The sequence below is a fragment of the Aquidulcibacter sp. genome (assembly GCF_044346625.1).
Classification (GTDB): domain Bacteria; phylum Pseudomonadota; class Alphaproteobacteria; order Caulobacterales; family Aquidulcibacteraceae; genus Aquidulcibacter.
The window spans coordinates 61,315-87,528 of record NZ_JBIIYV010000003.1; the positions used below are offsets into that span (position 1 = coordinate 61,315).

Genomic DNA, 26,214 nt, shown 5'->3' on the forward strand with positions numbered 1-26,214 from the left:
GTTTCAGCCAGTTGAATAGAACAAGCGGGAGTTCGGCAATGGCCACGACAATGATCCAAACCCCTCTCACGCTTCCGTGCGGGGTGGTCCTTAAAAACCGACTGGCCAAGGCGGCTATGACCGAAGGCTTGGCCGACAGTCAAGGCGTGGCGACCATCGGTTTGGTTCGCCTGTATGAAGGCTGGGCGCAGGGCGGTTGCGGCCTGTTGATTACGGGCAATGTGGTCATCGATGCCGATCACTTGGAGCGGCCGGGCAATGTCGTCTTGTCAGGCTCCCCATCGCCAGAGGCCGAAACGGCGTTGCGGGCTTGGACGCAAGCGGGTACCCGCCACGGCACCCAGCTTTGGGCGCAAATCAGCCATGCCGGGCGACAAACCCAGAAACTGGTCAATCCCAATCCTAAGGCACCCTCCGCCGTGAAATTGGGCCTTCCCGGTGGTCAATTTGGCGAGCCCCAAGCCATGACCGCTGACGAAGTCGAGGCTGTTATCCAAGCCTATGTGCAAGCGGCCCTGACCTGCCAAAGTGTTGGCTTCACTGGCGTGCAAATTCATGCCGCCCATGGCTATCTTTTGTCTTCTTTCCTTAATCCCTTGGCCAACCAGCGCGCCGATCTCTACGGCGGCTCGCTCGAGAACCGGGCGCGGCCCTTGTTGGAAGTGGTGCGCCAGACGCGCGCTGCAGTCGGCCCGCGCTTTGCCATTGGCGTGAAGCTCAATTCGTCGGATTGCCAAAAGGGCGGGCTGACCACAGAGGATTCCGTGCAAGTGGCCAAATGGCTGCAAGATCTGGGCGTAGATTTGCTGGAGGTCTCCGGTGGCAATTATGAGGCTCCTGAAATGATGGGGATGGAGGGCTTGGACCCGACAGCTCCAAGACCCACCAAAAGCGCTTCGACTTTGGCGCGCGAAGCCTATTTCATCGACTTTGCCCGCTCATTGCGTCGCGAAGTGACGATGCCGCTCATGTTGACTGGTGGTTTGCGCACCTTGGCTGGCATGCAAGCCGCATTAGACGAAGGCGTCGACGTCATTGGCATCGCCCGCCCGCTGACCATCGACCTTAAAGCCGCCAATGCCTTGTTAGATGGCACGCAAGATCATTTGCCGGCTTGGGAACGACAGCTGCAGGAGCGGCCAGGCTTCTTTGGGCCAAAGTCCCCAATTAAACTCATCCGCACGATCCAGGGCTTTGCTGGTATTTATTGGTATTATAGCCAATTCTACCGCCTTGGCCGGGGGCAGCCGGCCGAGCCAAACCTGTCACCCTTGAAAGCCATGGACGAGGTGACGGGCCTGTCCAAGCGCTTGATCCAAGCCCGCCGGGGTGGACCACCGGTGTCGCCGGTTTGAGGACCGCTAGCCACGGCTGCGAAGCGCTCCTTTACTTTTTCACGCTCGCCTGCTGACGCGGGGCAGCGGGGGTCATGATGAACTCAATCTTCTCAGGATGGTCGACCCAAACGCTGGGGCCGTTGGAATTGCGCACATAGCCGCGCACGCGGATGGTCCGGCCCTGAAGCGCGAGAATATCGGGTGAGCCATCCCCCCACCGCGCGGCGATTGCCGGCATTGGTGTGAGCGCGCGCCAGACCACTTTTGCGCTAGGTCGATTGGGCCTAGACCGCCTCTTTGCCTGGGCCCTGCGGCACAAAGACATGGGCGATAGCCCGGCCACGCCGGTCGCGCCGCAGGCTATCATGGCGCAGCTCAACCTTCTTGCCCAAGACCAAGCGTTCTAGGTTCTGCATGGCCCGTGGCCCCAAATGTCAACGGGCCGGACACCGCTGGGCGCACCTCAAGCCCAGAGTCGAGAACAAAGCTATTCCCGTCGAGCACCTTGCTGACTTGGCCCGTTTCCCCGCGCTCAAGATTCCGGGCAGCAGCCGCAATTGCCAAAAATAGGCCAAGCAAACTGATCAGCGTCATAGACTTCGTCAATCTCATCACAGGCTTTGCCTCCTGCTGCGCTGCAATTGAGACGAGCCTATGTGACTGTTTTGATCTTGTCGGATCTTACTTTGGTTGATTATTACAAATTTGCTGATTTTTGGATTTAACCATATGAAATACCAGTTAATTTTTCTGACAGTGCCCAGAGGTCGCGAGCGGCATCTTGGTCCACAGCATGATCGCGCACTTCACCATGGGCTTTGCCGCCGGCAACATGGCGCACCGCGATGTCGCAATCTTCGCAATAGACCCCGCCCATGCCATCCAGTTGCGGAGACGTCGCACACCAGACGCTGGTGGCGGCACCTTGCTCTGTCGTTTTGAACAGAGGGTTTAGGTTACCTTCTTTGTCCATCCAGCCCATCGCGATCATTTCTTCTTGCGGCAAATGGCGTTGAAGGTTCGTCATGATCCCGCCGGGATGTAATGAGAATGCGCGGATGCCATGAGCCTTGCCGCGTGCGTCCAACTCCACAGCAAACAGGCTATTGGCGCTTTTGGCGCGGCCATAGGAGACCCACTTGTCATAGGGCGTAGTCTCAAAATTGGGGTCGCTCAGGTCTGGCGCGCCGATGCGGTGACCGATTGAGGACACGGAAACAACGCGTGCGCCTTTGGCTGCGACCAGATTATCCCACAAGCGGCCGACCAATTGGAAATGACCCAAATGATTGGTAGCAAATTGGCTTTCGTAGCCGCGGCTGTCGCGTGTCAGCGGGTTGGCCATAATGGCGGCATTATTGATCAGGATATGAACTGGTCCGCTCAAGTTTTCGCCAAAAGCGTCAATGCTGGTTGGGTCGCCTAGGTCGAGTGCGGTAATCTCGATCTTGCCAGCGATGCCTGCGAGTTCCGTGGCAGCCGCATCTGGGCGGCGCGCTGCAACAATCACACGGGCCCCGGCGCTGGCGAGAGCTCGAACTGTTTCCAAGCCAAGACCGGAATAACCGCCCGTCACCACGGCCGTCTTACCGGTCAAGTCAATGCCTTGGATCACATCCATCGCGGAAGACCGCATGCCAAAGCCTGAATTGAGCGGTTTTTGTAATTCTGAGATGTGTGCCACTTTCGTCTCCCTCACAGTCTATTTTCCTAAGTTTGTGGACCAACTCAGGCGCGAAGCAAAGCCAAAACGTGTGTGTCGTCTGTGCACAATGCCTGCAGTGGCCAACCACATATCCATTGGTCTGGCCGAATCGTGGTGTTAGAGTGGGCGCAACCAAGACAGGATTAGAAACTTTATGGCTGACGGACATTTTTCCCCTGCAACAGAGACGGCTCCTGCAAACCATGCAGACCGTGTTTATCAGGCCCTGCTGGCCGATATCTTGGAAAATGGCCAAAAGCGCGAGGATCGCACAGGTACGGGCACGTTAGGCGTATTTGGTCGCCAGATGCGGTTTGATCTCGCCGACACTTTCCCGCTGTTGACGACCAAGAAGCTGCATACCCGCTCCATCATCATCGAGCTTTTGTGGTTCCTGCGCGGGGAAACCAATATTGCTTGGCTGAAAGAAAATGGCTGCTCGATTTGGGATGAATGGGCTGATGCTGAGGGGGAGTTGGGCCCAGTTTATGGCAAGCAATGGCGGTCTTGGGCAGCACCAGATGGTCGCTCTATCGATCAAATTACCCAGTTAGTTGCCGCCTTAAAGGCCAATCCCTGGTCTCGCCGCCATGTGATTTCTGCGTGGAACCCCGCTGATGTGGACGATATGGCCCTGCCGCCTTGCCACTGCTTGTTCCAGTTTCACGTCTCAACCGACGGCAAATTGTCTTGCCAATTGTATCAGCGTTCAGCCGATGTGTTCCTCGGCGTACCGTTCAATATCGCATCCTATGCTTTGTTGACCCTAATGATGGCGCAAGTCACAGGCCTCAAGCCTGGCACCTTTGTGCACACTTTGGGTGATGCGCATCTTTATCTGAACCATCTCGATCAAGCGCGCCTACAAATCTCGCGGGAGCCTTTGGCCCTGCCGCGCATGAAGCTAAACCCTGACGTTCAAGACCTGTTTGCCTTCAACTATGGCGACTTCAAACTTGAAGGCTATCAAGCGCATCCAAGCATCAAGGCTGATATTGCAGTCTAAAGCGCGTTAGAAGTTCAACCAGGATTTTTTGCCAGACGGTGGTGTTTCATCCTCGTCCGCGCCGAGGCCATCGAAAGCCCCAATACCTGGATCATCGGGCACCAAAGGCTGGGCATCAGAACCCTGCGTGCCCGGTGCCAGCGTGCGCTCGGTCAAAGCGGCAAGCTCTGGGGCCACCAAACGCTCAGTATCTGACCGTTCAAGGCGGGGATGGATCAACAGGCCGCGCTCGCCATAGGATTCGATCAAGCGTGCCCAGTCGGCATCTTCATAGGCAAAGGCGCTGCCATCTGGGTCAAGGTCAGACCAATCGGGTTCGCGCGGCGCATTCGCTCCCTTGGCCAGCCATTCACGTGCGCCGGCTTCATCACCTGCGGCTTTGGCCGCCGCAGCCCGTAAGGCCAAGACACGTGAGGTCGGGCGTTCTGCCAGCAGAGGGTCTAGACCTTGAATGGCCGTCACCGCATCTTGGTTCAGCAAGGCTTGTTCGACGGCAAGAATGCGGCTTTCGCGATGATTGGGATTTAGGCGAATGAGACCATCTAGCCAGCGCGCTTGCGCCTGAGGGGTCTCTTCGCTCTTCAGGTCCTTATAGGCAATCGCCAACGCAGGGTGTGGGGCAGCCTCCCAAGCGGATTCCAAGGTGCCCGCTGCTTGCCATTGCTTGCCGATAATGGCTTGGAGCCGGGCCGCCATCACAGCGGCCGGGGCAAAGCCCGCCGCAAATTTGCTAGCACGTTGTGCCAATTCTAATGCTTGGGCTGGCTCCATCATGCGCTCTGCACGGTGGGCTGCTGCTGCCAGAACCACAGCCCGCCTGCGAGTGGCCGTCTTTTGACCAACCAAGCCACGCTTCTCCGCATCATCAAGGGCCGCCAAAGCACCATCCCAATCGGCGGCCAAGACGCGACGATTGAACAGGAATTCAGCTGGCCAAGGCGCTTTTTTCGAGCCTTGCAAGGCCGCTTCAGCGTGGGAAATGGCGGCCGCCATATTGCCGCGGTTTAGCGCCAGCTCTGCCAAACCGCGACGGGCTGCGACGCCATAGCCCGCCACATCGGTCAATTCGCCATAAAGGCGTTCGCCCGCGGCACCATCGCCCGCCACGACCGCAGACTTAGCGGCCAAGAACTTGGCACTTGCGGCATCTGGGGCAAAGCCCAACGCCTTTTGCGCCTGACGACGGGCTTCAGAAATCTCGCCACTTTCGAATGCCGCCATCGATAGGCCCAGGGTGTCCAAGCACTTTTTACGCGCATTTTCTTGCTGGGCGCGCTTCATGCGCCCGGGCAAGCTCCAAAGCCAGCCAATGATGCCCCAAGTGGCGGTCATTAAAATGGTGGCCGCCATCAGCATGGCAGCCGCTACGCCTGGGCCGACACTGACCTTCTTTACGCCGTCATTATAAACAATTTCGCCGGGCTGACTGGCCAGAAAAACAAAGCCTGCCAGCATCGCTAGTCCTAAAATGATCAGGAGGATCAGTCGGATCAGTTTCATGGCAGATTTCCTTGCTTCTGTTGGGCTGCCGGTGCTTTAGGAGAACCAACAGGGCCCGGCGCTGCAGGAATGATGCCAACAGGCGCGCTTTGCGCGGCGGGTTGCACGGCGGCGGGGGCTTGCGGGGGTGGCACGCGCGTTCCGCGCTCAACAGCGCCACGCACAGCCGCCAATCGGCTCTCAAGGGTCAGGCGGTTTTGGGCTCCTTCTATCCATTCGGCTGCGACAGCGGGAGCAGGGCTGATGGCTTTAACTTCCTCAACGGCGGCGGCTAAATCACCTTGATCGAGCTTGACCTTAGCACGCAACAAACTCGACTGCGCGCTGGTTCCATTGACATCGGCCACTTTCTCAACCCGCACGAGGTCTGTAAAGAAGCCCTTGATCCAACCCCAAAAACCGCTCTCCTTTTGTGCAGCGCGGTCGCTCGCGACAATGGCGGGCTCGAGTGCGGCAAATCGTTCTTGCAACAGGGTGCGTGTGGGCACGCCTTTGCGGGCAAAGTCTTCCAGGGCCGCCACTTCGGGCAGGCCGGGCAAAGCTGCACGCACGGTCTCAAACTCGGGCCAGAAGGGGCCGGGCCGACTGGCGGCTTCAACCAGATTTATGACGGCAAAAGTCACGCCCGGTGACGGGGCTTGTGCGGCTTGGCTTTGCAGGGTCTGGACCATAATCTTCAGACCGGCAATTTCAGCCTGAAGGCTCGCGATAATGGCCCCACCTGCACCGGTTGGGTCCAACGCTGCCAAACGGGTTTCAATTGCCGTTACGCGGCCTGAAACACCTTTAAGCTCGCCATCTAGGGCTGCTGTATCCACTGCTGGAGCAGGTGCTGGGGCTGCAGGATCAATGGGGGGCGCTGCTTGGGAAGCCGGTTTTGGCCCTTCTAGGCGGGTGACGCGGCCCTCAAGCGCGGCCAAGCGCGCTGCGACGGCGGCCATTTGCTGCCCAGCTTGGTTTGGATCGGCCTGCGTTTGGGCGACCAGCTGGCCCAACCCAACTTGTTTCATCAAGCCCGGTTGGCCAAGGGCCACTAGCGCGAGAACCGCACCACCACAGGCAGCAGCGGTCGAGAAAATCAAAACCGTGAATAGTCCAACGCCGCCACGCCGTGCGCTTGGCGTTGCCGGTGTTGAAGATGGGAAGACTGGACTGCTCGCGCTGGGCTCACTCATCTTTGCACTCGCGCTACCAGAGCCAACTGCCCGCAATTGGGCGTCCAGAAACGGGTCTGAAACAGGTTTCTTCTCGACCTTCGGCTCAGGCGTTACAGTCGAATCAAGCGGGTCTGGGGGAAGTTTTTCATCAGCCATAATCTAGTTAAACTCTGCTGCGCCCATTCACTCAAGGCTTTGTTTTTCAACTTCGTCGCGCAAAGTCGCCATCAACGCCTCTTCGTCGGGTGAGTCAGCGACATTTATAGACTTAAACCCTAATTCTTCCAGTGGTTTAATGCATGCAGATGACAGCCCAACCACATGCCAAGCGCCCAAGTTCATCACCGAATCGCTTACAGCGGCAGCAAGCCGTCGGCCGCCAGCTGGCGAGTGGATCAAGATAAACCCACTTTGGTCGGTCAGTTGCTCTGAAATACTGGTTTTGAAATCAGGATTGTCATGGGTGGCATAGACCTCAACATGGCGCGCTTCAAAGCCACAAGCACGCAGCATACCTGTGACATCACCGGCAACTTCGCGGCCACGCAAATGCAACAAGGCCCCATTTCGTGGGCTCATGCGGTCTGCGGCCAAGACGGCCAAGGTGGCCCCATCACCGCCAGCCGAGATGACGTTTTCAAAGCCCGCGGCAACAGCCGCTTCAGCGGTCGCATCACCTACCGCATAAAGTGGCAAAGCCTTCAAAGTCTTTGTGACCTGAATGGCGCGCGCGGCTGCCGCACTCGTCATCAACAGCGCTTGCACGCCTGTCAGATCAAGGGTCGCAGGGGTTATTTCGACCCGCGCTGCTGGCATGATCAACGGGGTCAGCCCAAGCCCACGCACTGCCTCTGCAGTGGCATGGGCACCTGGCTCCGTCCGTGTAATCACACAGGCTTTCATGTCATCCATGCGCCCCGGCAAAGGCATTGCCGGCCATTTCTTTGACCTTGTGGCCGAGCTCTGTTCCCAGCGCTTTTGCTGTGTCCTTTGTTGCATGGGTCAGCGTTCCGTCGCAGCGCCAGCGCTCTTGCCCATCGGCTTGGAGGGCTTCCCCGATAAAGGTCAGGGTGCCTGCAGCATCAAGGCTTGCCAATGCGCCAATGGCGGTGCGGCACGACCCGTCTAGGGCGGTCAAGAAAGCGCGCTCTGCGGCTACTTCAATCTCTGTCACCGGGTCAGCTATCTTGGCGAAAGCAGCTGCGGTTGCCGCATCGCCCGCCCGTGCCGTAATGGCCAAAGCCCCTTGGCCAATCGCCGGTGGCATAGCGACAGGGTCCAACAAGACATGCGGCACGTCGCTATAGCCCAGTCGCGCCAAACCTGCTGCGGCCAACAGGGTTGCATCGCATTGGCCAGCTTTAAGCTTTTCAAGCCGCGTGCCGACATTGCCGCGCAAGGACACGATGGTGAGGTCCGGGCGGGCATGCAACAATTGTGCGGCACGTCGCAAGCTGGCGGAGCCGATCACAGCGCCCTGCTTTAAGTCACTGAGTCCCATGCCTGCGACCGTCACCAAGGCATCACGTCTATTCTCACGCTCTGGCCCGGCCAAGAGCACAATGCCGTCTGGCAATTGGGTGGGCACGTCTTTGAGAGAGTGAATGGCGCAATCGATGCGGCCTTCTAACAGGGCGTCATCCAACTCTTTCGTGAACAGGCCTTTGCCGCCCGCTTCGCTCAAAGGCCGGTCTTGAATCCGATCCCCGGTGGTGGTGATCGGTATGATGGGCAGGCGATCTTCGATCTCTGCGCTTGGAATACCCAAAGCTTGCGCCAAAAGGGCGCGGAGTTGGCCGGTCTGGGCCAGCGAAAGAGGGGAGCCGCGAGCACCAATACGCATGATAGGTTCCAGTTCAGAGCGTTGCATCTCATACTAATCACCCCTAGTGGCAAGGCAGGTCAAGCTTCGGAGCCAGCATGAGCGGACAGATCCTCCATTCGGGTCCACAAATTGTCCTTGGACTAGAAACAAGTTGCGATGAAACGGCTGCCGCAGTGGTTGTCTTGCAGGATGGTCGTGCGCGCGTTTTGTCCAGCATCATCGCCAGTCAGATCGACGCGCACGCCCCCTATGGCGGTGTGGTTCCCGAAATTGCGGCCCGCGCCCATGTCGACGTGATTGATCATGTGATTCTGCAGGCCATGAGCAAGGCTGGATTAGGGTTTCAAGATCTGACAGGCGTGGCAGCAACCGCAGGTCCTGGCCTGATCGGTGGGGTTATGGTGGGCCTGTTGACCGGCAAGGCGATCGCTTTGGCGCGGGGTCTGCCACTGGTCGCAGTCAATCATTTAGAGGGGCATGCGCTATCGCCGCGCCTCGAAGCCGATGTGCCCTTTCCTTATTTGTTGCTGCTGGTATCTGGCGGTCATTGCCAGTTGTTACGCGTGGCGGGCCTAGATGGGTGTGAGCGTTTGGGCTCCACGATTGATGATGCCGTGGGCGAAGCATTTGACAAGACGGCCAAAGTTCTGGGCCTCGGCTATCCCGGTGGACCAGCGGTGGAGCGTGCCGCGCGGTCGGGCGATCCCAGGAGGTTCGATCTACCAAGGCCCCTTAAGGGCCGACCCGGATGCGATTTCTCATTTGCTGGCCTCAAAACCGCTGTTGCACGCGAAGCCGCCGCAATGGGCTCGTTGAGCGAGCAAGACATTGCTGATCTATGTGCGAGTTTTCAGGCCGCTGTTGGCGATGTCCTTGTTGATCGCACGCGTCAGGCGATGGCGGCGATGGTGCTGCCCGAGGGACAATGTGGCCGATTTGTCGTGGCAGGCGGTGTTGCGGCAAATCTGGTTTTGCGTAGCCGGCTTGAAACCTTGTGCGAAGAATTTGGCTGGTCCTTTTTTGCCCCGGCTTTGGCCTATTGTGGCGACAACGCTGCCATGATCGCCTTGGCGGGGGCAGAGCGCTTGGCACAAGGCATCTCAGACGATTTGGACGCGCCAGCCCGGCCACGCTGGCCATTGGATGCTGAAGCTGCCCGCGCTGCGCCCATGTATAAGACCGGGCGTAAAGGGGCGAAGGCTTAAGCCTTCTGCGCCGCGAGCTGCTTCTTTTGTGCGGCTGCCCCGTAAAGGCCAACGCGGAACGGGCCGAACCAGAAGACTTTGCCAAGCCCGCGCCACATCTTGTCATAGGCCCAGGCCAAACGGTCATGCCGCGCGATCCATAAGAGCGCGACCAAGGGGGCCAAGGCCAAGGCTTGGGCGACCCCTTTGAACATCGAAATGACCATCCGGACATAGTCCCTGTCGGCCCGATTATACCATTGGCCCGTGGTGTTATGACCAAAGGCAAAAGCGCGCTTGGTCAAATAGGCCCAAGTCGCACGGCTTGGCGGCACGTCTTCATACACCCACGCATCCTGTGCCCAGCCGAAGGTGCCACCGCTGGCAACCACTTCCCGCCACAAGATATCGTCCTCGCCACCCGTTTCATTGGCAGCAGGATTAAAGGGCTCTGCCTTTGTCAAAACCGTTTCGCGCTTCAACAGGCTGTTGCCACATCCGTAGGGGGTCTCAATCAAGCGCGTTGGCCCGTCTAGGCGGCGGGAAAAGAAGTTTTGAAAATAGGTGTGGGGCACGTTGTGCTCCGCAGGTAAGCGGGCCTCAATCGGGCCGAAAACCACATCGGCACCTGTCTCTTGTTGCGCGCGGATCAAGTTCGCCAGCCAATCTGGCTTCGCCACTTCATCATCATCCAAGAAAACAACAAACGTCCCACGGGCCAAACCAACCGCCTTATTGCGCGCATTGGCGACCCCAGCTGCGGGCTCCACGGCATAGGTGAAGGGCGTTTGGCCTGCTTCCAGTGCCAATTGGTCGGCAATGGGTTTGCAGGATTGATTGGCATCATTGTCGACCAGAATGATCTCCAGCGATGGCGCATGCGTTTGCACCAAAACAGAGCGCACAGCCGCCAAGGCACCGTCTGGGCGGTGAAAGGTGGGTATGATCACGCTGAGGGTGAGCGCTTCTGACGCAGATTTGGTCACGACAAACATGCCTTTGTGGCGGGTAGGGGCGCGGGGTAGCCCGCAGCTGGCAATCCTAATCGCACAAAAGCGTCGCTCATTTCTTACCAAGCTTTGGGTCTAGCACATGAAAATGCCGCCAAAGCATCAAGCTTTGGCGGCAGAGTAGCACGTCTGATTTGGGGGGGGAGACGTGGGGCTTGGAAAAGGGTTCTGGCAAAGCCGAGCCGGGTGGACCCCAGCTTTAACTGCTTAGTAGCCAGCTGCCCGCGCTGCCAACTCACCAATTGGGGTGAGGATAGAAGCGACGAGGAAAGTTGCGAGCATCAAGCTCCAAAAATGTGGGTTCGAATTTGTGTTGGTCATGGGGAGGATCCGTTTCTGTTTCTTTGTTTGTGCAGTCTATATAGGGAAACGCTGCACGCTTGTCAATGAACAATTTGCATATCGTTCATTAATTATTGGAAAGGTACAAATAAGCCCGGCCTTTGGGGCGCGGGCTTGTTCGATTTAGCGCTTCAGCAGGCCCTTGTAGATCAGGTCCATCGTGCCTTCGAGCTCACGTCGAAGCACATCAATGCGGAAGCAATTATAGAGTTGGGGAAAACGAAACTTCATGGTCGCGCATTGGATCATCTCTGCAAGCTCGTCGAGACTGTCGTGCTGCTCAAACAGACCCTCCGCGATGCCATCTTCTAACATACGCACCAGATAGACACGCTCAATCGCCAATCGACGATTGGAATAGGCCGGGCGCTCGCGCGAGATGGCTTGCGCCAGCTCGAAAATCTTCTTGCTCTCGTCGATCAGCTTGAAGGTGTGCTCAAGGATCACGCGATGGAATTCGCGCAGCCGGATACCGGCGGAGCAGCCAGATGCCACGATGGCTTCCATCATCGCGTCCTCGTCGCATTCATGTGCAAGGGCGTGTGCCTCAGCAATGTCGAGCTTCGAAGGGTAGAATCTGTAAAGATTCCCCGTTGACATCTTGAGATCGGCGGCGATCTCCGACATCGTGGTTTTGCTATAGCCGTAATGCTCGAAGCGCCGACCTGCGGCTTCCAAGATACGATCGCGGGTTTCTGCTTTCTCATCCATGCGAAACCCCTTAGACTGGAAATGATGAACAATCAACAAAATGTTCAGTCTTTACAAACCTGACGCCAGCGTCAAATTTACACAGGGGAAGCGGGCTTAACATGGCAGAAATTGGCATCCTTGGGGCAGGGGCTTGGGGTACGGCTTTAGCGCAAGTTGCGGCCACCGCTGGGCACGATGTCTGCCTGTGGGCGCTGGAGCCGGAAGTGCTGGACAGCATCCGTTCTACTGGCGAAAATAGTCTTTTCTTGCCGCAGGTTAAGCTGTCACCGCGCATTAGGGCCACGGGGCATTTGCCTGACTTGGCCTCTGCAGACGCCATTCTAGCGGTGGTGCCGGCCCAGTTCATGCGCCAAACCTTGACCGTGCTCGCGCCCCATGTGCGCGCAGGCACGCCCATTGTGCTGTGCTCGAAAGGCATTGAGCAAGGCACGCAAAAGCTGATGACCGATGTACTAGCAGAGGTCTTGCCCGACTGCGTTGGGGCTGTTTTATCGGGGCCGAGCTTTGCAAAAGACGTCGCTATCGGCCTGCCAACGGCAGTCACTTTGGCTTGCAGCGACCCTAGCGTTGGCGCGCGCTTGGTCGACTTAATCGGCATCTCGACTTTCAGACCCTATCTGGCAACAGATTTGGTCGGCGCAGAAATCGGAGGCGCGGTCAAAAACGTCCTAGCGATAGCTTGTGGGATGGCCGAGGGCCGGGGCTTGGGGGAAAGTGCGCGCGCGGCTTTGATCACACGCGGCTTTGCCGAAATGACCCGGCTTGGCGTCGCCATGGGTGCCGACCCGCGCACATTGGCGGGCCTATGCGGCTTAGGCGATCTCGTTCTGACTTGCTCTAGCGCCACTTCGCGCAACTTTGCTTTGGGCTATGCCTTAGGCCAGGGGCAGAGCTTCGAAGCGGCAGCAGCGGGAAAACGTAGCATTGCCGAAGGGGCCTCAACCGCCCCAGCGCTCCTCGACCTTGCCGCCAGCAAGGGCGTTGCCATGCCGATTTGTGAGGCCGTCGCTGCCATCTTGGCTGGACGCGTGGATGTGGCACAGGCCATTGGCAAACTTCTTTCGCGCCCATTCAAGGTGGAGGTAGACTAATGACTTTATTTCTTTTGACATGCTTGGATTATGAGGGTGCCTTGGATAAGCGCATGGCCACCCGCCCCGCGCATCTGGACTATGTCGGCACTTTCGGCGCTGCGGTGAAATTAGCGGGGCCCGTATTGAACGCCCCAGACGGCGGGCCCATCGGCTCGCACTTTATCTTGGATGTGGCCGATCAGGCGGCAGTGGAGGCCTTTGCCGCGAACGATCCCTATGCACGCGCGGGCGTGTTTAAGTCCCACACGATCCATCCGTTCCGCATGGTAGTGGGGAATTTGTAGGGGGCTCTCCCCTCTCCCTTTGGGATTGACCTATAGCTCGCCGTGCGCGTTGTGGAGCGTTCATGGCACGGAAAAGACCCCTTCAGTCCCTTCGGGACAGCTTCCCCACTCGCGGGGAAGCTCCGGCGAAGCCGGTGAAGGCGTGTTGGAGGGCGCATTTGAAGCCCCTCTTTTTCTGGGAGAAAGGAGTCTATAGAATTCCCCCTACCTAACCGGCATCACCTTAATCACATGCTCCGCTTCCTGCATGACCCGGGCGCGTGTCCAAACAAAGGGCACATAGCTGCCGCTGGCCCAGAGCGGGAACAGGTCGCGATAATGGGGGCTGGTCGGATCGCCGGATTGGCCGGGATTATTGATCACGACGCTATTGTCCCAAGCGCCCACATCCATCACCAAACGGACAGAAGGGCCAGCAGCGAACTTGTAATCACCAGTCCAGCTCGTCGCATTAGGCGTGGAGTTGCCGCCGCCGATGGGAAGGGGACCCACGTAGCGCTCAGAATCTCGGCCGGGGATGGACAGGGCAGGTTTGAACTCAGCGATGTGTAAGGTCCCCCAGCGCCACTGGCGTGCGTTCGGCCCCATCAGTCGTTCCGCTTCGGCCCAAGCAGCGCCAAGGGATTCCAAAAGTATATCGCTGCGCACCTTGGCAGGGTCTGCGCCAAGCAGAGTCCCCTGTTCCAGAACATGGATCACAGAGGTTGCAGGCGGTCGGCCAAAATTGGCGCGCGATGCTTCTGGAACCAAGTGCTTCACCGCGCTCTCGCCCAGATAGCGGCCAGCCCAGATCTCAAACAAAGCCGCGCTGGCAGATTCTGAGCCCAAATAACCATCCCAGCCAATTAAAAGCGAAAGGGCCGAGACTTCAGCCGGGCTTCTGCCTCTGAAGTCTTTCAGCATGCCCACAGTTCGGCGCGCAAATGGCGAGGTTACGTCATTTTGCAAAGCCATGGCATCGGTGATGGCAAACTTTGGCTTGGCGCGGATTACTTCTTGAATGCGGGCAGCCCTGCTGGCATCAGCCCATTCTAAAGCCAAGAGATGGGGATAGCCCTCAGGGACATTCATTTCGTTCGCGGTCGCGATCCAGCCCTCTTTCGGATTATGTTTGATCGGCATGAGTGCAGGATCGAGCAGGCCTGTCCAGCGATAGGTTTCGCCTGCGGGCACAGGAAGCAGACCATCGCCTGCATTGCGCTTAGGAACAAAGCCACCCGGTGCCCAACCAATGTCGCCCTTACGGTCGGCATAGAGCAGATTTAGAGGGGGTGCGCCCCAATGATTGCGTGCGACCAGAAAGTCGTCCCACGTGCGCGCCTGAAAGGCCCAAGCCGCGTTGAAATAGGCAGAGCCACCCGGCTGGCTCCAAGTCGTGCGAAGGGCGAAACTGCGTTGGGTCGCAGGGTCTTCATAGAGGATCGGCCCATCCGCGCTGAACTTTAGCGCCACTTCTTGGGGCGCTTGGCCTTTGACCTCAATGGGTTCACGGACCTCCCTAAGTGTGACTTTGGCGTCGTTGACGACCAAATCTTGTTGATCAATCGCGAAGATCGTCAGAGCCCAAGCGATTTCGCCATTATGGCCAAAGCTGATGCCCGGCAATGCAGGCTCGCCCGCACCAGCAAGTTTTAACTCGGGCGTATCGATGTGCGAGAGATAGCGCAGGTTAGGGATGGATTGCGCGCGATGGGGGTCATTGGCGAGAATTGGCCGACCGGTGGCGCTGCGTTCCGGGCCGATCACCCAATTGTTGGAGCCTTCTTGGCTCTCGGTGTCTCGGCTCGCCATCACCAAGACTTTGCCGTCAAACTTTACGTCGCTGGTGCCAAGTGTAAAGGTATCAAGGACGTTTTGCGGAATGCTGCAAGGGTCTAGGCCTTTGGGGATGGTGACTGGTGTTGCGGGCTCCAGCCTGCGCCGCAGGGGCTCCAATTTCACATCGCCGCCACAGAGCGCGCGTGCACGGGCGACTTCGCTTGTTAGATTCGAGGCCAACGCATTGGAACGAATGCGCACCACATCATCGGCCTGCCATCGCTCGGGCTTTGTACCGGTCGCCACAAATTCGAGGGGGAGCTTTTGTTGGCCGCGCTCGGTCTCCTCAATAAAAGCATTGATGCCAGCGACAAAACCTTCAGTCCAATCCTTGGCATCTGCTGGATAGGCCTTCCATTCAGCTGCCATATCGCCCCGATAAAGCAGGAGACGCGCTGCGCGATCTTGCGTTACATAGGATGGCCCAAAGCTGGCGGCGAGCCGGCCCAGCCCGCGCTTACGCCAAAGGTCGATCTGCCACAGCCGATCCCGCGCCACGGCATAGCCTTGAAGGTAAAACCCATCGCGGGCAGTGGCAGCATAAATATGGGGAATGCCGGCGCGATCAATGATGATCTCACCTGCTTGAGAGAGGCCCGGCAAATTGCGCGATTCTTGCGTCACGCTGGGCGCCAAGGTCTGCGCTTGGGCTTGGCCTGCGAACAACAAGGTCAGCAAGATTGGCCGCATCATCCAAGATTTCATCGCACACTCTCCGTTCCACTTAGGCACGCAGCCTAATCATGGTCCGGTGAAAAGACCATCCGGCATCGGCTCATTCAGTTTGAAGTCGCGCCAGACGATCTCATTCTGTTTGGTGCCGTTGTAATAGAGGCGGATGCGGCCGGGCTGAACCCACGACAGGCCGGGCTTTTGATAGAAGTTGGAATAGATGCGCTCATGCCAGCCGCGTGGCGTGGCAAAGCTAACCGAAAGAACCGCATAATCAGCGCGCGATATGCCAAACAGGGTCTTCGCCCCGGTGGGGTCTGTTACTTCGATCCGGTAAACCGGTTGGCCATCGACCAGATCATCGGGCTGGCGGGCTAAGCTAAAGCCTTGGTCCAGCGCAAAACGGATGACGCCAAAGCCAAAATTCTCCGCCCATTGCTTATCCGCAGCAGAGGGCGGCAAGACCCCGTCTGGCCCGTAGGTTCGGCTGCCATCAAAGGCTAAGAAGGTCGCGATCTTGCCATCGCGACGGCTCTCGATGCGCACTTTGCCATCGGCATTATGGGCTTGGGGTTTAAACTCTGGATACACCCGCCACATCCTGTGGCTCTCATTGATCAGAGGCGTGCCGTCTGGGGCGTAAAAGGTAGCGTAGCCTTCCAGATACAAGGTCGCAGGGCGTCGCCAACTTTCCCCGCCAGCATGAGCCGTCGCGCGTTCGACGATGGTACGTGCACTTAAGGTCGGATTTTCCATCCGCGCAGCGGCCAAGGGCTGATCCGGCCCGGGCGGTGGCAAATTCCTGGCCCAAGCCGATCCTGCCAAGACGAGCGCCAAGACGAAGGAAAAGAGCGCACGCATCAGGCGATTTCCACGACTTGAACGTCAGCTTCGGAGATCGCTTGGCGCGCTGCTTTTAGGGGCTGATACTCGGGACTATTCCAGAACGCCTCAATCGCTGCTTTGTTTGGCCATTCAGAGACCACAGCCGCAAGGCCGTTAGCGCGCGGGCCTTCAAAGCTCTCGCAACCCGGCCCGCGCACAATATATTTGCCGCCAAAGCGCGCTATCAAAGCCGCCGTCGGCTTGCCGTAAACTTCCAGAAACTGCTCGCGATCATGAACCCGCACCGTGACGATCATATAAGCTGGCATAGGTCCGTCCTCGACTCTTGGTTTGCTTGCTTCCATAATTTCCGCAAAAGATATATCCATTGCTTTATAGGGAGGAAGCAAGTGAAACTTTTGCGCGCCGCGACATTGAACGTTCGTGATCTCAAGCGGTCAGAGGCTATGTACCGCGATTGGCTGTTTTATCGCACGGTGGAAAGCGGCGTTTTGGCGCGCGACCTTGCCTGCTCTTGGGGGGCTCCCAACAGCGCTGGCTTGCCCTATGTCGTGATGCAGCCTGAGAGCGGGGCTGATATCTATCTGCGGCTGGTCCAGGATGAGCCGCATCCAGATTACGAGGCGCTGAAAACCTATGGCTGGGCCGCCATTGAAATCTGCGTCGATAACGTTTTGAAAGTGAATGAACGGATGCTGCAAAGCCCGTTTAAGATTATCGGACCGCCGCGCGAATTAGACGGCATGCCTGCTATCTTCCCCATGCAGGTTCAGGGCCCTGATGATGAGATCGTCTATCTGACCCAGATCCGTGACGATCTGCCCATGTATGATCTGCCACGTGCGACCAGCCTGATTGACCGCCAGTTCATCCATGTTTGTGCCGTTTCAGACCTGACAGGCGCGCTCACCTGGTGCCAGAACGTATTGGGCCTCAGCTTTGGGCGGGATATGGACATTGTCTATACCATGTTGGCCAATGCCTTTGGGGTGCCGTTTGAACAGAAGTTCACCATCGCGACGCTGACCCATGACCGCGATGTCTTCTTTGAGTTCGATCAATTACCGTCTGCCGCCGGGCCTCGCCCCGGCTGGAAGGGCCGGTTGCCACAGGGGGTTAGCCTCTCCACCATTGTGCTGCCCGACTTCCGTGAGCGGGTGCGAGAGCATGCCAAATGGCTGATTACGCCGCCGACTGTCCATCAAGGCGAGATTTATCAGGGCAAGCGGGCGGCCACGATGCGCGGCCCCGACGGCATTTTGTTTGAGCTGGTCGAGCTATGAAGCAAATCGTCCTGAAGCATGGCCTCACCGCCCGACCCTGCGCCGATGATTTTGCCTTGGTTGAGGCGGACACCCCGTCATGTCCTGATGGTGGGGTTTTGGTGCGTGTGGTGCATCTCTCGCTTGATCCTTATGTCGGCTCGCGCCTGCGCGGCAAACATATGGGGGAGCCAGCACCCTTGCCCGGCGTCGATGCGATCCCCGGCGCTGCAGTCTGCCAAGTGCTAGAAAGCAAGGCGGCCGGGGTCAAAGCGGGGGATTGGGTGCATTCCATGGAGGTCGGCTGGCGGGAGCTGGCGGACTTAGGGCCGGGGACCTTCCGACTGCTCAATCCAAAAGTCGCGCCTTTAGCCGCCCATGCGGGTGTGCTGGGTATGCCGGGTTTGACCGCTTGGGCGGGCATGACGCGCTTGGCTAAGGTCGGCCCGGGCGATGTGGTGCTGGTCGACGCGGCTGCAGGCCCCGTAGGCGGCACTGTTGGCCAGATCGCCCGCATCCAAGGTGCGAGGCGGGTAGTGGGTATCGCGGGTGGGCCTCAAAAATGCGCGCTCGTGACCGGAACCTATGGCTTCGACGCTTGTGTTGATTACAAGCAGGATGGCTGGGAGCAGGCCCTGACAGAGGCCTTGCCGGAGCCACCGACCGTTTATTTCGAAAATGTCTCCACCGAGATGGCGTCTAAAGCGCTGATGCGGTTGGCGCTTTACGGGCGCATGGTCTTGTGTGGATTGGTCGATCAATATCACGCCGATCAACCACCTCCCGGACTCAATGCGGGGCTGATTGTCGGCAAGCGCGCGCAAGTGATGGGTCTTGTCGTCTATGATTTCTATCCCTTCTGGGACGCCTTTGTGAAAGAGGCCAGCGCTTGGATGGGGGCTGGCACATTGGTTTTCAAGGAAGACCGCGTAACCGGACTAGAAGCCGCTCCTGCCTTGTTTGAGCGCCTGATGCAGGGCCAGAACATTGGCAAGGCCGTTGTTAGCGTCTCCGCCGAATAGCGCCGAGGGTGCGCTCTTTTGCCGCTTGTGCGAAAGGATATATCATTTAATGTGCTGACAGAGGGCTTAGGCGAGAGACTGGGGAGAATCATGGTCATCAATGAAGTCGATGTCGTGCGCTGGCTACATATTCTGGCCATGGTCTATTGGCTCGGCGGCGAGTGGGGAGTGTTCCAAACCTCCTATCACGTGACCAATCGCGACCTCAGCTTGGATGAGCGCCGCCGTCACATGGAGACCGCTTATCGCATCGATATTCTGGCACGAACGGGCATTATCATGCTGCTGCCCTTAGGCCTGCATATGGGCCATCTCTATGGCTTCACGCCCTTGTTGGATGGGATTGGTCTGGCGATCATGTGGACCTTGTCGCTGTCTTGGTTGGCACTCTGCTGGGCTGCCTTTTTCAAGCGTGAGACCGATATGGGCATAGCTTTGACGAAGCTGGATGAGAAAGTCCGCTTTGTGTTGATACCTGCCCTTTTCGCGGTGGCGATTCTCGCGTTCTTGGGCCATGGGCCACTGGCAATTGAGACGGGCTCTTACTGGTACCCCGCCAAGATGTTCACCTATGCCTTGATGCTGGTGTTTGGTTTGGGCCTGCGCTTTATCATGCGGGAATGGACGACGTTGTTCCGCGTGCTGGCTGACGGGCCGAATCAAGCCGCGCAGACCCAATTGGAAATCTCCATCGGGCGCGGGCGGATGATCGCCTATTGCTATTGGATCGGGATCGCGACGACCGCCTTCTTCGGGGCGGTAAAGCCGTTTTAACGCTGGCTAGAAACGTCAAACGCCCGACCAGGAAGGCCGGGCGTTCAGACGATCAGCGCAGGGCACGCCGGGTCTGCGCCGGGGAGAAATCCGGCGATGCGGACGCTGCACCTAGACTGAAAGCGGGGGGACGACGCCAGTCCGGATATGCTGCATCCATGAGTGGCAATATAGACACATCCAAAAACAAAAGCAAGATTAAAAGTATTTAATTGTTGCGTGTGACGCAATTGTCACAATTTCGCGAGCACTAGCTCTTGGGGTCGTATTTGCGGGTGGGACCCGGGGTGGCAAAAAGGCTCTGATTGATCGCGGCACCTGTGGCGGCTTCAACCAAGCGGACCCGCGTTACACGTCCTTGACGGTCTGCAATGGCCCATTCGCGCAATTGTTTGGCGGTATCATCATAGATGATGGTCAATTCACCATCGGCCTGACGGGCTTTGTCGCGCACCGACATGATGGTCATCCCACCGCGCTTTTCAACGCCAGTCACCAGCACGTCTTTCTCCAAGCTCACATTAGCCTTGAGCAAAAAGTACAAAGGCGTCTTGCGCAGGGGATAGCGGTCAGTGGTGCGCAAGCGCTTATCCTGCAGGCTGACCGTCGCGCCGTCGGAAATCAAGAGAAGCGGCGAGGGCGCATCATACTCAAACCGCACTTTGCCGGGCCGCTGCAACCAAAAGCGCCCGCCCACCGTGCTGCCATCAGGATTGGTTTGCAGGAACCGCCCTTGAATGCGGGTGATGGCATTGATCGACTGGGTCAGCGAGGCGATGGCCGCTGTGCGCGGCGCACCTGACAAGGCTTGCGCGAGGCCAAGGCTCGGCATCAGGCCAATGAGTCCAGCAAGAAGAAGGTGGCGTCTGTTCATGGAAGTCCTTTTGACCGCTTTGTAAGGAGATTTGAAGGCACCGGCTTGTGCGAAATCATCTTGAAGCTGAGTTTTCTGAATAGATGTGCCTTGTGGGGACCGAAGTCTCAGTTATCGGCTTCTGTCATCAAAGCAAAAGCTCGTCTTCGCACCATAGCTAAAGCCCCAGGTTCGCTTCCCAAACGTGTCGATGTGAAAGCGCTGTCGGCCCCGAGGCCCTTCATAGGACGGATCATAGTAGGCACCCAAACCGACGCTCAAGGATGTAGGGGTCGATCGCCACATCTGGCAAAGACTTTTGTACGGTTCGTGACGGGCAGTAGCCGGGGTAACGGGAATCAAGTCAAGCGCGCCAAATTGCAAATGGGCACTACGAGACGCGCCACCCATGCACGCATTGAATGTGGACGTCCGATAGCCAGACACGACTTCAACCGGCCCAATCGCAGGCTGAACTTGGTCTCTGATCACTCTGAGCGTCGGCACCAGCTTAGGCCATTGGCTTTCGGGCGGCAGAATGAACGGCTCGCTTGGGCATTTTCGCCCAGCAAAGTTGCGATCAACCCATAGGAGCGACCAAGTTGGGAGAATACCATCGACATTCTCACGTGTAAGAAAGCGCTGGAATTCGTCAAACTTCGCCGAACGACCTGCCTCGCGGGTCAACCAATAGCGGAAGATTGCCGGTTGAGCCGCACTACCGCCGGTCTCAATGTTCGGCACTGCCCTTTTGGTCACAGGCAGTGGTTTGGGTGCATAAGTGGCGAGCCCCATGCCCAAGATTACGACCATCAGGAGCGATCGCTGTCCCATCGCAAGGCCCTACCGGTCCTATGCCGCCTACCTCACCCGTGATCCGGCAATAGGATCTCGCGCTTGCCGGCATGGTTCGGTGGGCTGATCATGCCTTCTTGTTCCATCCGCTCAATCAAGCTGGCGGCGCGATTATAGCCCAAGGAGAGGCGGCGCTGGAGATAAGACGTCGAGGCTTTGCGGTCCCGCGCAACGATGGCGACGGCGCGGTCAAACAAATCATTGCCAGAGCCTGCCATGCCATCCAAATCGGCCCCATCGGCGTAAGGATTGTCTTCGTCGGCGTCAGCAGTGATCTCGTCGAAATATTCCGGCGCACCTTGCGCCTTCAGGCTCGCGACAATCTCTTCCACTTCCTTGTCGGCGACAAAAGGCCCATGCAGGCGGCGCATTTTTCCGCCTTGCGCCATGTACAGAAGGTCGCCTTGGCCCAAGAGCTGCTCGGCGCCTTGCTCACCAAGAATGGTGCGGCTGTCGATCTTGGAGGTGACTGAATAAGAGATGCGGGTTGGGAAGTTGGCTTTGATCGTGCCGGTGATGACATCCACGGAGGGACGTTGCGTCGCCATGATCAAATGAATGCCTGCTGCCCGCGCCATTTGCGCCAAGCGCTGCACAGCCCCTTCAATATCCTTGCCGGCCACCAGCATCAGATCGGCCATTTCGTCGATCACCACGACGATATAGGGCATGTGGTCGAGCTCAAAGGTCTCGGTTTCATAGATGGGCTTGCCGGTCTCGCGGTCCCAGCCCGTCTGCATGGTGCGCGAGAAGGTCTCGTCTTTGGCTTGGGCTTCCGCTGCGCGCTGGTTGTAGCCGCCAATATTGCGCACGCCGATCTTGGACATTTTCCGGTAGCGGTCTTCCATCTCGCGCACGGCCCATTTCAGCGCGGCCACGGCCTTCTTCGGGTCGGTCACGACCGGGGCGAGCAGATGGGGAATGCCGTCATAGACGGACAATTCCAGCATTTTTGGGTCGATCATGATGAAGCGGCACTGCTGCGGCGTCATCTTATAAAGGAGCGACAGGATCATCGCATTGATGCCAACCGACTTACCCGAGCCGGTGGTCCCAGCGATCAGCAAGTGGGGCATACGCGCAAGATCGGCAACAGATGGCTCGCCGCCAATGGTTTCACCCAGCGCGAGCGGCAATTCTTGGCGACCGCTCTCATAATCATTGGTGGACAAAAGGTCGCGCAAATAGACTGTTTCACGCCGCGCATTTGGCAATTCGATGCCGATGGCGTTGCGGCCAGGCACAACTGCGATGCGGCAAGCTTGTACCGACATAGAGCGGGCCACATCATCAGCCAGACCGATCACGCGCGCCGACTTTACGCCTGCTGCGGGCTCTAGCTCATACAGGGTTACGACAGGGCCGGGGCGTACATTGAGGATCTCCCCCTTGACGCCAAAGTCGCTCAACACGGTCATCAACAGGCGGGCATTTTGTTTCAGACCTGCCTCATCATGATGGGCAACCCGTGGCTTTGGCTTAGCCAAGAGGTCAAGACGCGGCAATTCAAAGTCTGCGCCTGCAGGATACATCGGCAGGACGCCTTGGGCCTCACGACCGGCGCGCTCTGATTGTCTCGGGCTTTTTGGCCGTTCGATGGGGATATCGCCAGCGGGATAACCGGGCGCTTCATAAGTCGTGGTATGGACTTCAGGCTCGCGCCAGAAATCGCGCGCTACACCCGCTTTTGCGTCCGTTGGGGCAAAGCGGGCAGCAATCGAGGCTACATCATGGGGGTCAATCTCACGGGTGGCGACGGGGCGCTCAGCCTTTCTTCGTGTAGCGGTGGCTGATTTGCGTGTTGGGGCCTTGGCTCCACCAAAGCGCTCCATCAAGCCATCCGCCGCTACCCGCAAGCTGGCCCAGCCATAGCTGGCCGCATCAATGGCGGCGTCAAGGTCGGTCCGCTTAAGCTGCATCGCGACACTGCCGCAAGCAATGGCAATGGCAAAAGCGATGACAGCACCAAAGCCCTCACCACTTTGCGCCCCAGAAAAGGGCATGGCGAAGATGTGTAGGATGCTGTCGCCAATCAGACCACCTAGCCCGGTCCGCATCGGCCAAGATGGTGCATGGGGTAGGCCAGATACGGCGGCTGCAAACATCACAACACCCAGTACTGCCAGCCAAGCGCGCAAGCGCAAGCGCGGCACACCACCGGGGCCGCGGATTAACGCGAGGAAACAAAAGGAGATGAGGGCTAGAAGTGCCGGAATGATTGCGATGCCGAGCATTTGCAACATGAAGTCAGCCAAAGTGGCGCCCGGCTCACCCAGCCAATTTGAAGTTTTGTCGCTGCCAGATACATTCCAGCTGGGGTCTTGTGCGTTGAAAGTCATGGTCGCGAGGCTCATGACAGTGCCGCCAAGGATGCCTGCACCTAAAAGCCCGTCACGCGTCACGCGCTGGCGCCAATGCAATGTATCTTGTTTTGACCGTGTGCGCGCACCCATGTCACAATCCCATAAGCCAATAGCTAAGGGCCGCAGGGGCCCAATGTCCTGAGGAATACAAAGGGTTTGCGTGGTTATCACCGAGTTAAATTAACTCTTTTTTTCTGAAATTAGAGGTCGTGAATCTCAGTTTGCCGCACAGGCGTCCATAAAGCTGGCCAATTCAACATCCAAATTCGTCACACCATCGGCATCATGGGTGGCCAGAAGGACGTGGACTTTGGCATAAACGTTGAACCACTCAGGGTGATGGTCCATCTGCTCTGCCTTCAAGGCCACGCGTGTCATCCAGCCAAAAGCCTGCTTGAAGTCGGCAAAGTTGAAGGTCTTTTCAATGGCTGCGCGCCCGGCAACTTCCTGCCAGCCAGCTAGGCCCGAAATGGCGTCTTGTGGGGTCATTTTGATCAGGTCGCGTGCCATATTCTTCTCGCAATCGGGAATGTCATCTCACAAAAAACCCCTCCCAAATCTGGGAGGGGTTGGGACTTGTTGAGGTCAAGCCGGAGAAGGTTCCGGACCTGTGGAGGTTGTCCCCCCGCTCTTCTTGCCGATGGTTGGCAAGGCAGAGGAAGGTCCCGCCGGTGGCCGCGTTACGGCGTCATCGCGCTTGATGGAGCCGCCTTCGAGCAAAGTTTTGATTTCCTCACCCGACAGGGTTTCATATTCCAACAAGCCTTGCGCCAAGACTTCCAAATCAGCCCGACGCTCGGTCAAGATACGGGTCGCTTCCGCATTACCCCACTCGACGAGGCGACGTACCTCTTTGTCGATGGTTTGCGCGGTGGCTTCCGACACATTCTGAGTGCGCGAAACGGAGTGGCCCAAGAACACTTCTTCTTGGTTTTCCCCGTAAGCAACCGTACCCAATTCGTCAGAGAAGCCCCAACGGGTCACCATGGCACGGGCCAAGCGGGTTGCCTGTTCGATATCGGACGAGGCACCAGAAGTGATGGCATCCTTGCCGAAGATCAATTCCTCGGCGACGCGACCACCCATCATGACGGCCAAGCGGCTCATCATTTGGCGATAGCTAAAGGACAATTTGTCCCGCTCTGGCAATTGCATCACCATGCCCAAAGCGCGGCCACGTGGAATGATGGTGGCTTTGTGGACGGGGTCGGTGTGGGGAACGGTCAAAGCTACCAAGGCATGGCCACCTTCATGATAGGCGGTCAGGCTCTTTTCTTCGATCGTCATCGCCATGGTCTTGCGCTCAACGCCCATCAGGATTTTGTCCTTGGCGTCTTCGAACTCTTGCATGGTGACCAGACGGCGGCCACGACGGGCAGCCAACAGGGCAGCTTCATTGACGAGGTTCATCAAGTCAGCACCCGAGAAGCCAGGGCAGCCACGGGCAATGGTCTTTGCGTCGACGTCTGACGACAAAGGCACGTTGCGCATATGAACTTTCAGCACCTTCTCGCGGCCCGAGATATCAGGCAGACCAACCGTGACCTGACGGTCAAAACGGCCGGGACGCAGCAAGGCAGGGTCCAATACGTCTGGGCGGTTGGTCGCGGCGATGATAATGATGCCTTCATTGGCTTCAAAACCATCCATCTCGACCAAAAGCTGGTTCAAGGTTTGCTCACGCTCATCATTACCGCCGCCGAGACCGGCACCACGGTGACGGCCAACGGCATCGATTTCGTCGATGAAGATGATGCATGGCGCATTCTTCTTGGCTTGCTCAAACATGTCGCGTACCCGGCTCGCGCCGACGCCGACGAACATTTCAACAAAGTCCGAGCCGGAAATCGTGAAGAAGGGGACATTGGCTTCGCCAGCAACCGCACGCGCAGTTAGGGTCTTACCAGTACCTGGCGGGCCAACCAACAGCGCGCCTTTGGGGATCTTTCCGCCCAAGCGCTGGAACTTCGAAGGGTCCTTCAAGAAGTCAACGACTTCTTGCAATTCTTCGCGTGCTTCATCAATGCCAGCTACGTCTTCGAAGGTCACTTTGTTCTTGTTTTCGGTCAGCAATTTTGCCTTGGACTTGCCAAAGCCCATCGCGCCGCCTTTACCGCCACCGCCAGACATCTGGCGCATCAAGAAGAACCATAGGCCGACCATGATCAGCAAAGGCAATAAGTTTGCGATCAGTGCGGTCAAAAAATTGGCCCGCGGCACCTCTTCAATGCGAATCTCGGCATTGGCTTTTTCCAAGCGCGCCAAAAGGTCAGTCGCAGGCGTGGGGACCACGGCGACAAAGGATTTGTCATCTTGCAGGCGGCCACGTGCTTGGGGCCCAATGATGGTGACTTCCTTCACGCGCCCATTATCCACTTCGGTCAACAGGGTCGAATAAGGCATCGTTGTCATCGAGGCCGATGGGGAAGGACGGTTCATTAAGGTGAACACTGTCACCAGTGCCAAAGCCAAAAATCCCCAGATTGCAAGATCGCGCAGCTTCATCATTATCTCTTTCTGAAATCACGACCCTTGATGAGAAGTGATTATCCACCCTGCCGCATTGTTTTGAGGCGGGTTAGACTAACATA

At 57.8% G+C, this 26,214-nt stretch carries 25 protein-coding genes; 8 read left to right on the top strand and 17 right to left on the bottom strand.

Annotation, left to right across the window (positions count from 1 at the left end):
- The first annotated feature begins 38 nt into the window (after positions 1-38).
- A complete protein-coding gene (locus ACIQ20_RS02125) occupies positions 39-1,355 on the top strand; it encodes an NADH:flavin oxidoreductase/NADH oxidase family protein (protein ID WP_395776962.1) in 1,317 nt (438 codons plus the stop codon).
- Between the two features lie 31 nt (positions 1,356-1,386).
- Here the strand turns inward: ACIQ20_RS02125 and ACIQ20_RS02130 are convergent, their stop codons facing one another.
- The 3 genes from ACIQ20_RS02130 to ACIQ20_RS02140 form a co-directional block, all read right to left on the bottom strand.
- Positions 1,387-1,575, bottom strand: a complete 189-nt coding sequence (locus ACIQ20_RS02130) for a hypothetical protein (RefSeq protein ID WP_395776964.1) — start codon at positions 1,573-1,575, stop codon at positions 1,387-1,389.
- 46 nt (positions 1,576-1,621) lie between these two features.
- Positions 1,622-1,753 (bottom strand): hypothetical protein, encoded by a 132-nt coding sequence (locus ACIQ20_RS02135; protein WP_395776966.1) that lies wholly within the window; start codon positions 1,751-1,753, stop codon positions 1,622-1,624.
- A gap of 305 nt (positions 1,754-2,058) precedes the next feature.
- Positions 2,059-3,021, bottom strand: coding sequence for an oxidoreductase (locus ACIQ20_RS02140; RefSeq protein WP_395776968.1), 963 nt, complete (start codon positions 3,019-3,021; stop codon positions 2,059-2,061).
- A gap of 175 nt (positions 3,022-3,196) precedes the next feature.
- On the opposite strand from ACIQ20_RS02140, the gene ACIQ20_RS02145 reads away from it, so the two are divergent.
- Entirely contained in the window at positions 3,197-4,048 is an 852-nt protein-coding gene (locus tag ACIQ20_RS02145) for a thymidylate synthase (protein WP_395776970.1), read from the top strand.
- Between the two features lie 6 nt (positions 4,049-4,054).
- On the opposite strand, the gene ACIQ20_RS02150 is transcribed toward ACIQ20_RS02145, so the two are convergent.
- Genes ACIQ20_RS02150 through hemC form a run of 4 tightly spaced genes read right to left on the bottom strand, consistent with a single transcriptional unit; the run spans position 4,055 to position 8,575 of the window.
- Positions 4,055-5,548, bottom strand: coding sequence for a heme biosynthesis HemY N-terminal domain-containing protein (locus ACIQ20_RS02150; protein WP_395776972.1), 1,494 nt, complete (start codon positions 5,546-5,548; stop codon positions 4,055-4,057).
- A complete protein-coding gene (locus ACIQ20_RS02155) occupies positions 5,545-6,861 on the bottom strand; it encodes a COG4223 family protein (RefSeq protein WP_395776974.1) in 1,317 nt (438 codons plus the stop codon). The genes ACIQ20_RS02150 and ACIQ20_RS02155 overlap by 4 nt, the downstream gene beginning before the upstream one ends.
- 27 nt (positions 6,862-6,888) lie before the next feature.
- The gene (locus ACIQ20_RS02160; RefSeq protein WP_395776976.1) at positions 6,889-7,617 is read right to left on the bottom strand and encodes a uroporphyrinogen-III synthase; all 729 of its coding nucleotides are present in this window, start codon (positions 7,615-7,617) and stop codon (positions 6,889-6,891) included.
- Positions 7,610-8,575 carry a hydroxymethylbilane synthase gene (gene hemC, locus ACIQ20_RS02165; protein WP_395776978.1) on the bottom strand — a complete coding sequence of 322 codons (966 nt, stop codon included), beginning with the start codon at positions 8,573-8,575 and terminating at the stop codon, positions 7,610-7,612. Before hemC ends, ACIQ20_RS02160 begins: the two co-directional genes overlap by 8 nt.
- A gap of 50 nt (positions 8,576-8,625) precedes the next feature.
- Between hemC and tsaD the strand changes: the two genes are divergently transcribed.
- Positions 8,626-9,735, top strand: coding sequence for a tRNA (adenosine(37)-N6)-threonylcarbamoyltransferase complex transferase subunit TsaD (gene tsaD, locus ACIQ20_RS02170; RefSeq protein WP_395776980.1), 1,110 nt, complete (start codon positions 8,626-8,628; stop codon positions 9,733-9,735).
- Here tsaD and ACIQ20_RS02175 read toward each other — a convergent pair.
- Both ACIQ20_RS02175 and ACIQ20_RS02180 read right to left on the bottom strand, forming a co-directional pair.
- Entirely contained in the window at positions 9,732-10,700 is a 969-nt protein-coding gene (locus ACIQ20_RS02175; RefSeq protein WP_395776982.1) for a glycosyltransferase family 2 protein, read from the bottom strand. The genes tsaD and ACIQ20_RS02175 overlap by 4 nt on opposite strands.
- Positions 10,701-11,189: 489 nt before the next feature.
- Complete coding sequence (locus ACIQ20_RS02180) at positions 11,190-11,777, bottom strand: TetR/AcrR family transcriptional regulator (protein ID WP_395776984.1); 588 nt, start codon at positions 11,775-11,777, stop codon at positions 11,190-11,192.
- Between the two features lie 101 nt (positions 11,778-11,878).
- Between ACIQ20_RS02180 and ACIQ20_RS02185 the strand changes: the two genes are divergently transcribed.
- Positions 11,879-12,871, top strand: coding sequence for an NAD(P)H-dependent glycerol-3-phosphate dehydrogenase (locus tag ACIQ20_RS02185; protein WP_395776986.1), 993 nt, complete (start codon positions 11,879-11,881; stop codon positions 12,869-12,871).
- Complete coding sequence (locus ACIQ20_RS02190) at positions 12,871-13,158, top strand: YciI family protein (RefSeq protein WP_395776988.1); 288 nt, start codon at positions 12,871-12,873, stop codon at positions 13,156-13,158. The genes ACIQ20_RS02185 and ACIQ20_RS02190 overlap by 1 nt, the downstream gene beginning before the upstream one ends.
- A 204-nt stretch (positions 13,159-13,362) precedes the next feature.
- Here ACIQ20_RS02190 and ACIQ20_RS02195 read toward each other — a convergent pair whose 3' ends face one another.
- The 3 genes from ACIQ20_RS02195 to ACIQ20_RS02205 are packed head-to-tail and all read right to left on the bottom strand — an operon-like array spanning position 13,363 to position 16,802.
- Entirely contained in the window at positions 13,363-15,681 is a 2,319-nt protein-coding gene (locus tag ACIQ20_RS02195; RefSeq protein ID WP_395776990.1) for a penicillin acylase family protein, read from the bottom strand.
- A gap of 36 nt (positions 15,682-15,717) precedes the next feature.
- Positions 15,718-16,509 carry a hypothetical protein gene (locus ACIQ20_RS02200; protein ID WP_395776992.1) on the bottom strand — a complete coding sequence of 264 codons (792 nt, stop codon included), beginning with the start codon at positions 16,507-16,509 and terminating at the stop codon, positions 15,718-15,720.
- Positions 16,509-16,802: a DUF1330 domain-containing protein gene (locus ACIQ20_RS02205; protein ID WP_346382087.1), complete on the bottom strand. Its 294-nt coding sequence runs from the start codon at positions 16,800-16,802 to the stop codon at positions 16,509-16,511. The genes ACIQ20_RS02200 and ACIQ20_RS02205 overlap by 1 nt, the downstream gene beginning before the upstream one ends.
- 81 nt (positions 16,803-16,883) lie before the next feature.
- Between ACIQ20_RS02205 and ACIQ20_RS02210 the strand changes: the two genes are divergently transcribed.
- The 3 genes from ACIQ20_RS02210 to ACIQ20_RS02220 all read left to right on the top strand — a co-directional run bounded on the left by ACIQ20_RS02210 (position 16,884) and on the right by ACIQ20_RS02220 (position 19,552).
- Positions 16,884-17,777, top strand: a complete 894-nt coding sequence (locus ACIQ20_RS02210) for a VOC family protein (RefSeq protein WP_395776995.1) — start codon at positions 16,884-16,886, stop codon at positions 17,775-17,777.
- Positions 17,774-18,778, top strand: coding sequence for a zinc-binding dehydrogenase (locus tag ACIQ20_RS02215; protein ID WP_395776997.1), 1,005 nt, complete (start codon positions 17,774-17,776; stop codon positions 18,776-18,778). Before ACIQ20_RS02210 ends, ACIQ20_RS02215 begins: the two co-directional genes overlap by 4 nt.
- Before the next feature lie 90 nt (positions 18,779-18,868).
- Positions 18,869-19,552 (top strand): hypothetical protein, encoded by a 684-nt coding sequence (locus ACIQ20_RS02220; protein ID WP_395776999.1) that lies wholly within the window; start codon positions 18,869-18,871, stop codon positions 19,550-19,552.
- A 250-nt stretch (positions 19,553-19,802) separates the two neighbouring features.
- Here ACIQ20_RS02220 and ACIQ20_RS02225 read toward each other — a convergent pair whose 3' ends face one another.
- The 5 genes from ACIQ20_RS02225 to ftsH all read right to left on the bottom strand — a co-directional run bounded on the left by ACIQ20_RS02225 (position 19,803) and on the right by ftsH (position 26,128).
- On the bottom strand, positions 19,803-20,426 hold the full coding sequence (locus ACIQ20_RS02225) for an outer membrane lipoprotein carrier protein LolA (protein WP_395777001.1): 624 nt from the start codon (positions 20,424-20,426) through the stop codon (positions 19,803-19,805).
- A gap of 111 nt (positions 20,427-20,537) precedes the next feature.
- Positions 20,538-21,239, bottom strand: coding sequence for a D-Ala-D-Ala carboxypeptidase family metallohydrolase (locus ACIQ20_RS02230; RefSeq protein WP_395777003.1), 702 nt, complete (start codon positions 21,237-21,239; stop codon positions 20,538-20,540).
- A gap of 32 nt (positions 21,240-21,271) precedes the next feature.
- Positions 21,272-23,713, bottom strand: a complete 2,442-nt coding sequence (locus ACIQ20_RS02235) for a DNA translocase FtsK 4TM domain-containing protein (RefSeq protein ID WP_395777005.1) — start codon at positions 23,711-23,713, stop codon at positions 21,272-21,274.
- Between the two features lie 126 nt (positions 23,714-23,839).
- Entirely contained in the window at positions 23,840-24,133 is a 294-nt protein-coding gene (locus ACIQ20_RS02240; RefSeq protein ID WP_395777007.1) for a 4a-hydroxytetrahydrobiopterin dehydratase, read from the bottom strand.
- A gap of 75 nt (positions 24,134-24,208) precedes the next feature.
- Positions 24,209-26,128 carry an ATP-dependent zinc metalloprotease FtsH gene (gene ftsH, locus ACIQ20_RS02245; RefSeq protein WP_395777010.1) on the bottom strand — a complete coding sequence of 640 codons (1,920 nt, stop codon included), beginning with the start codon at positions 26,126-26,128 and terminating at the stop codon, positions 24,209-24,211.
- Positions 26,129-26,214: the final 86 nt, after the last annotated feature.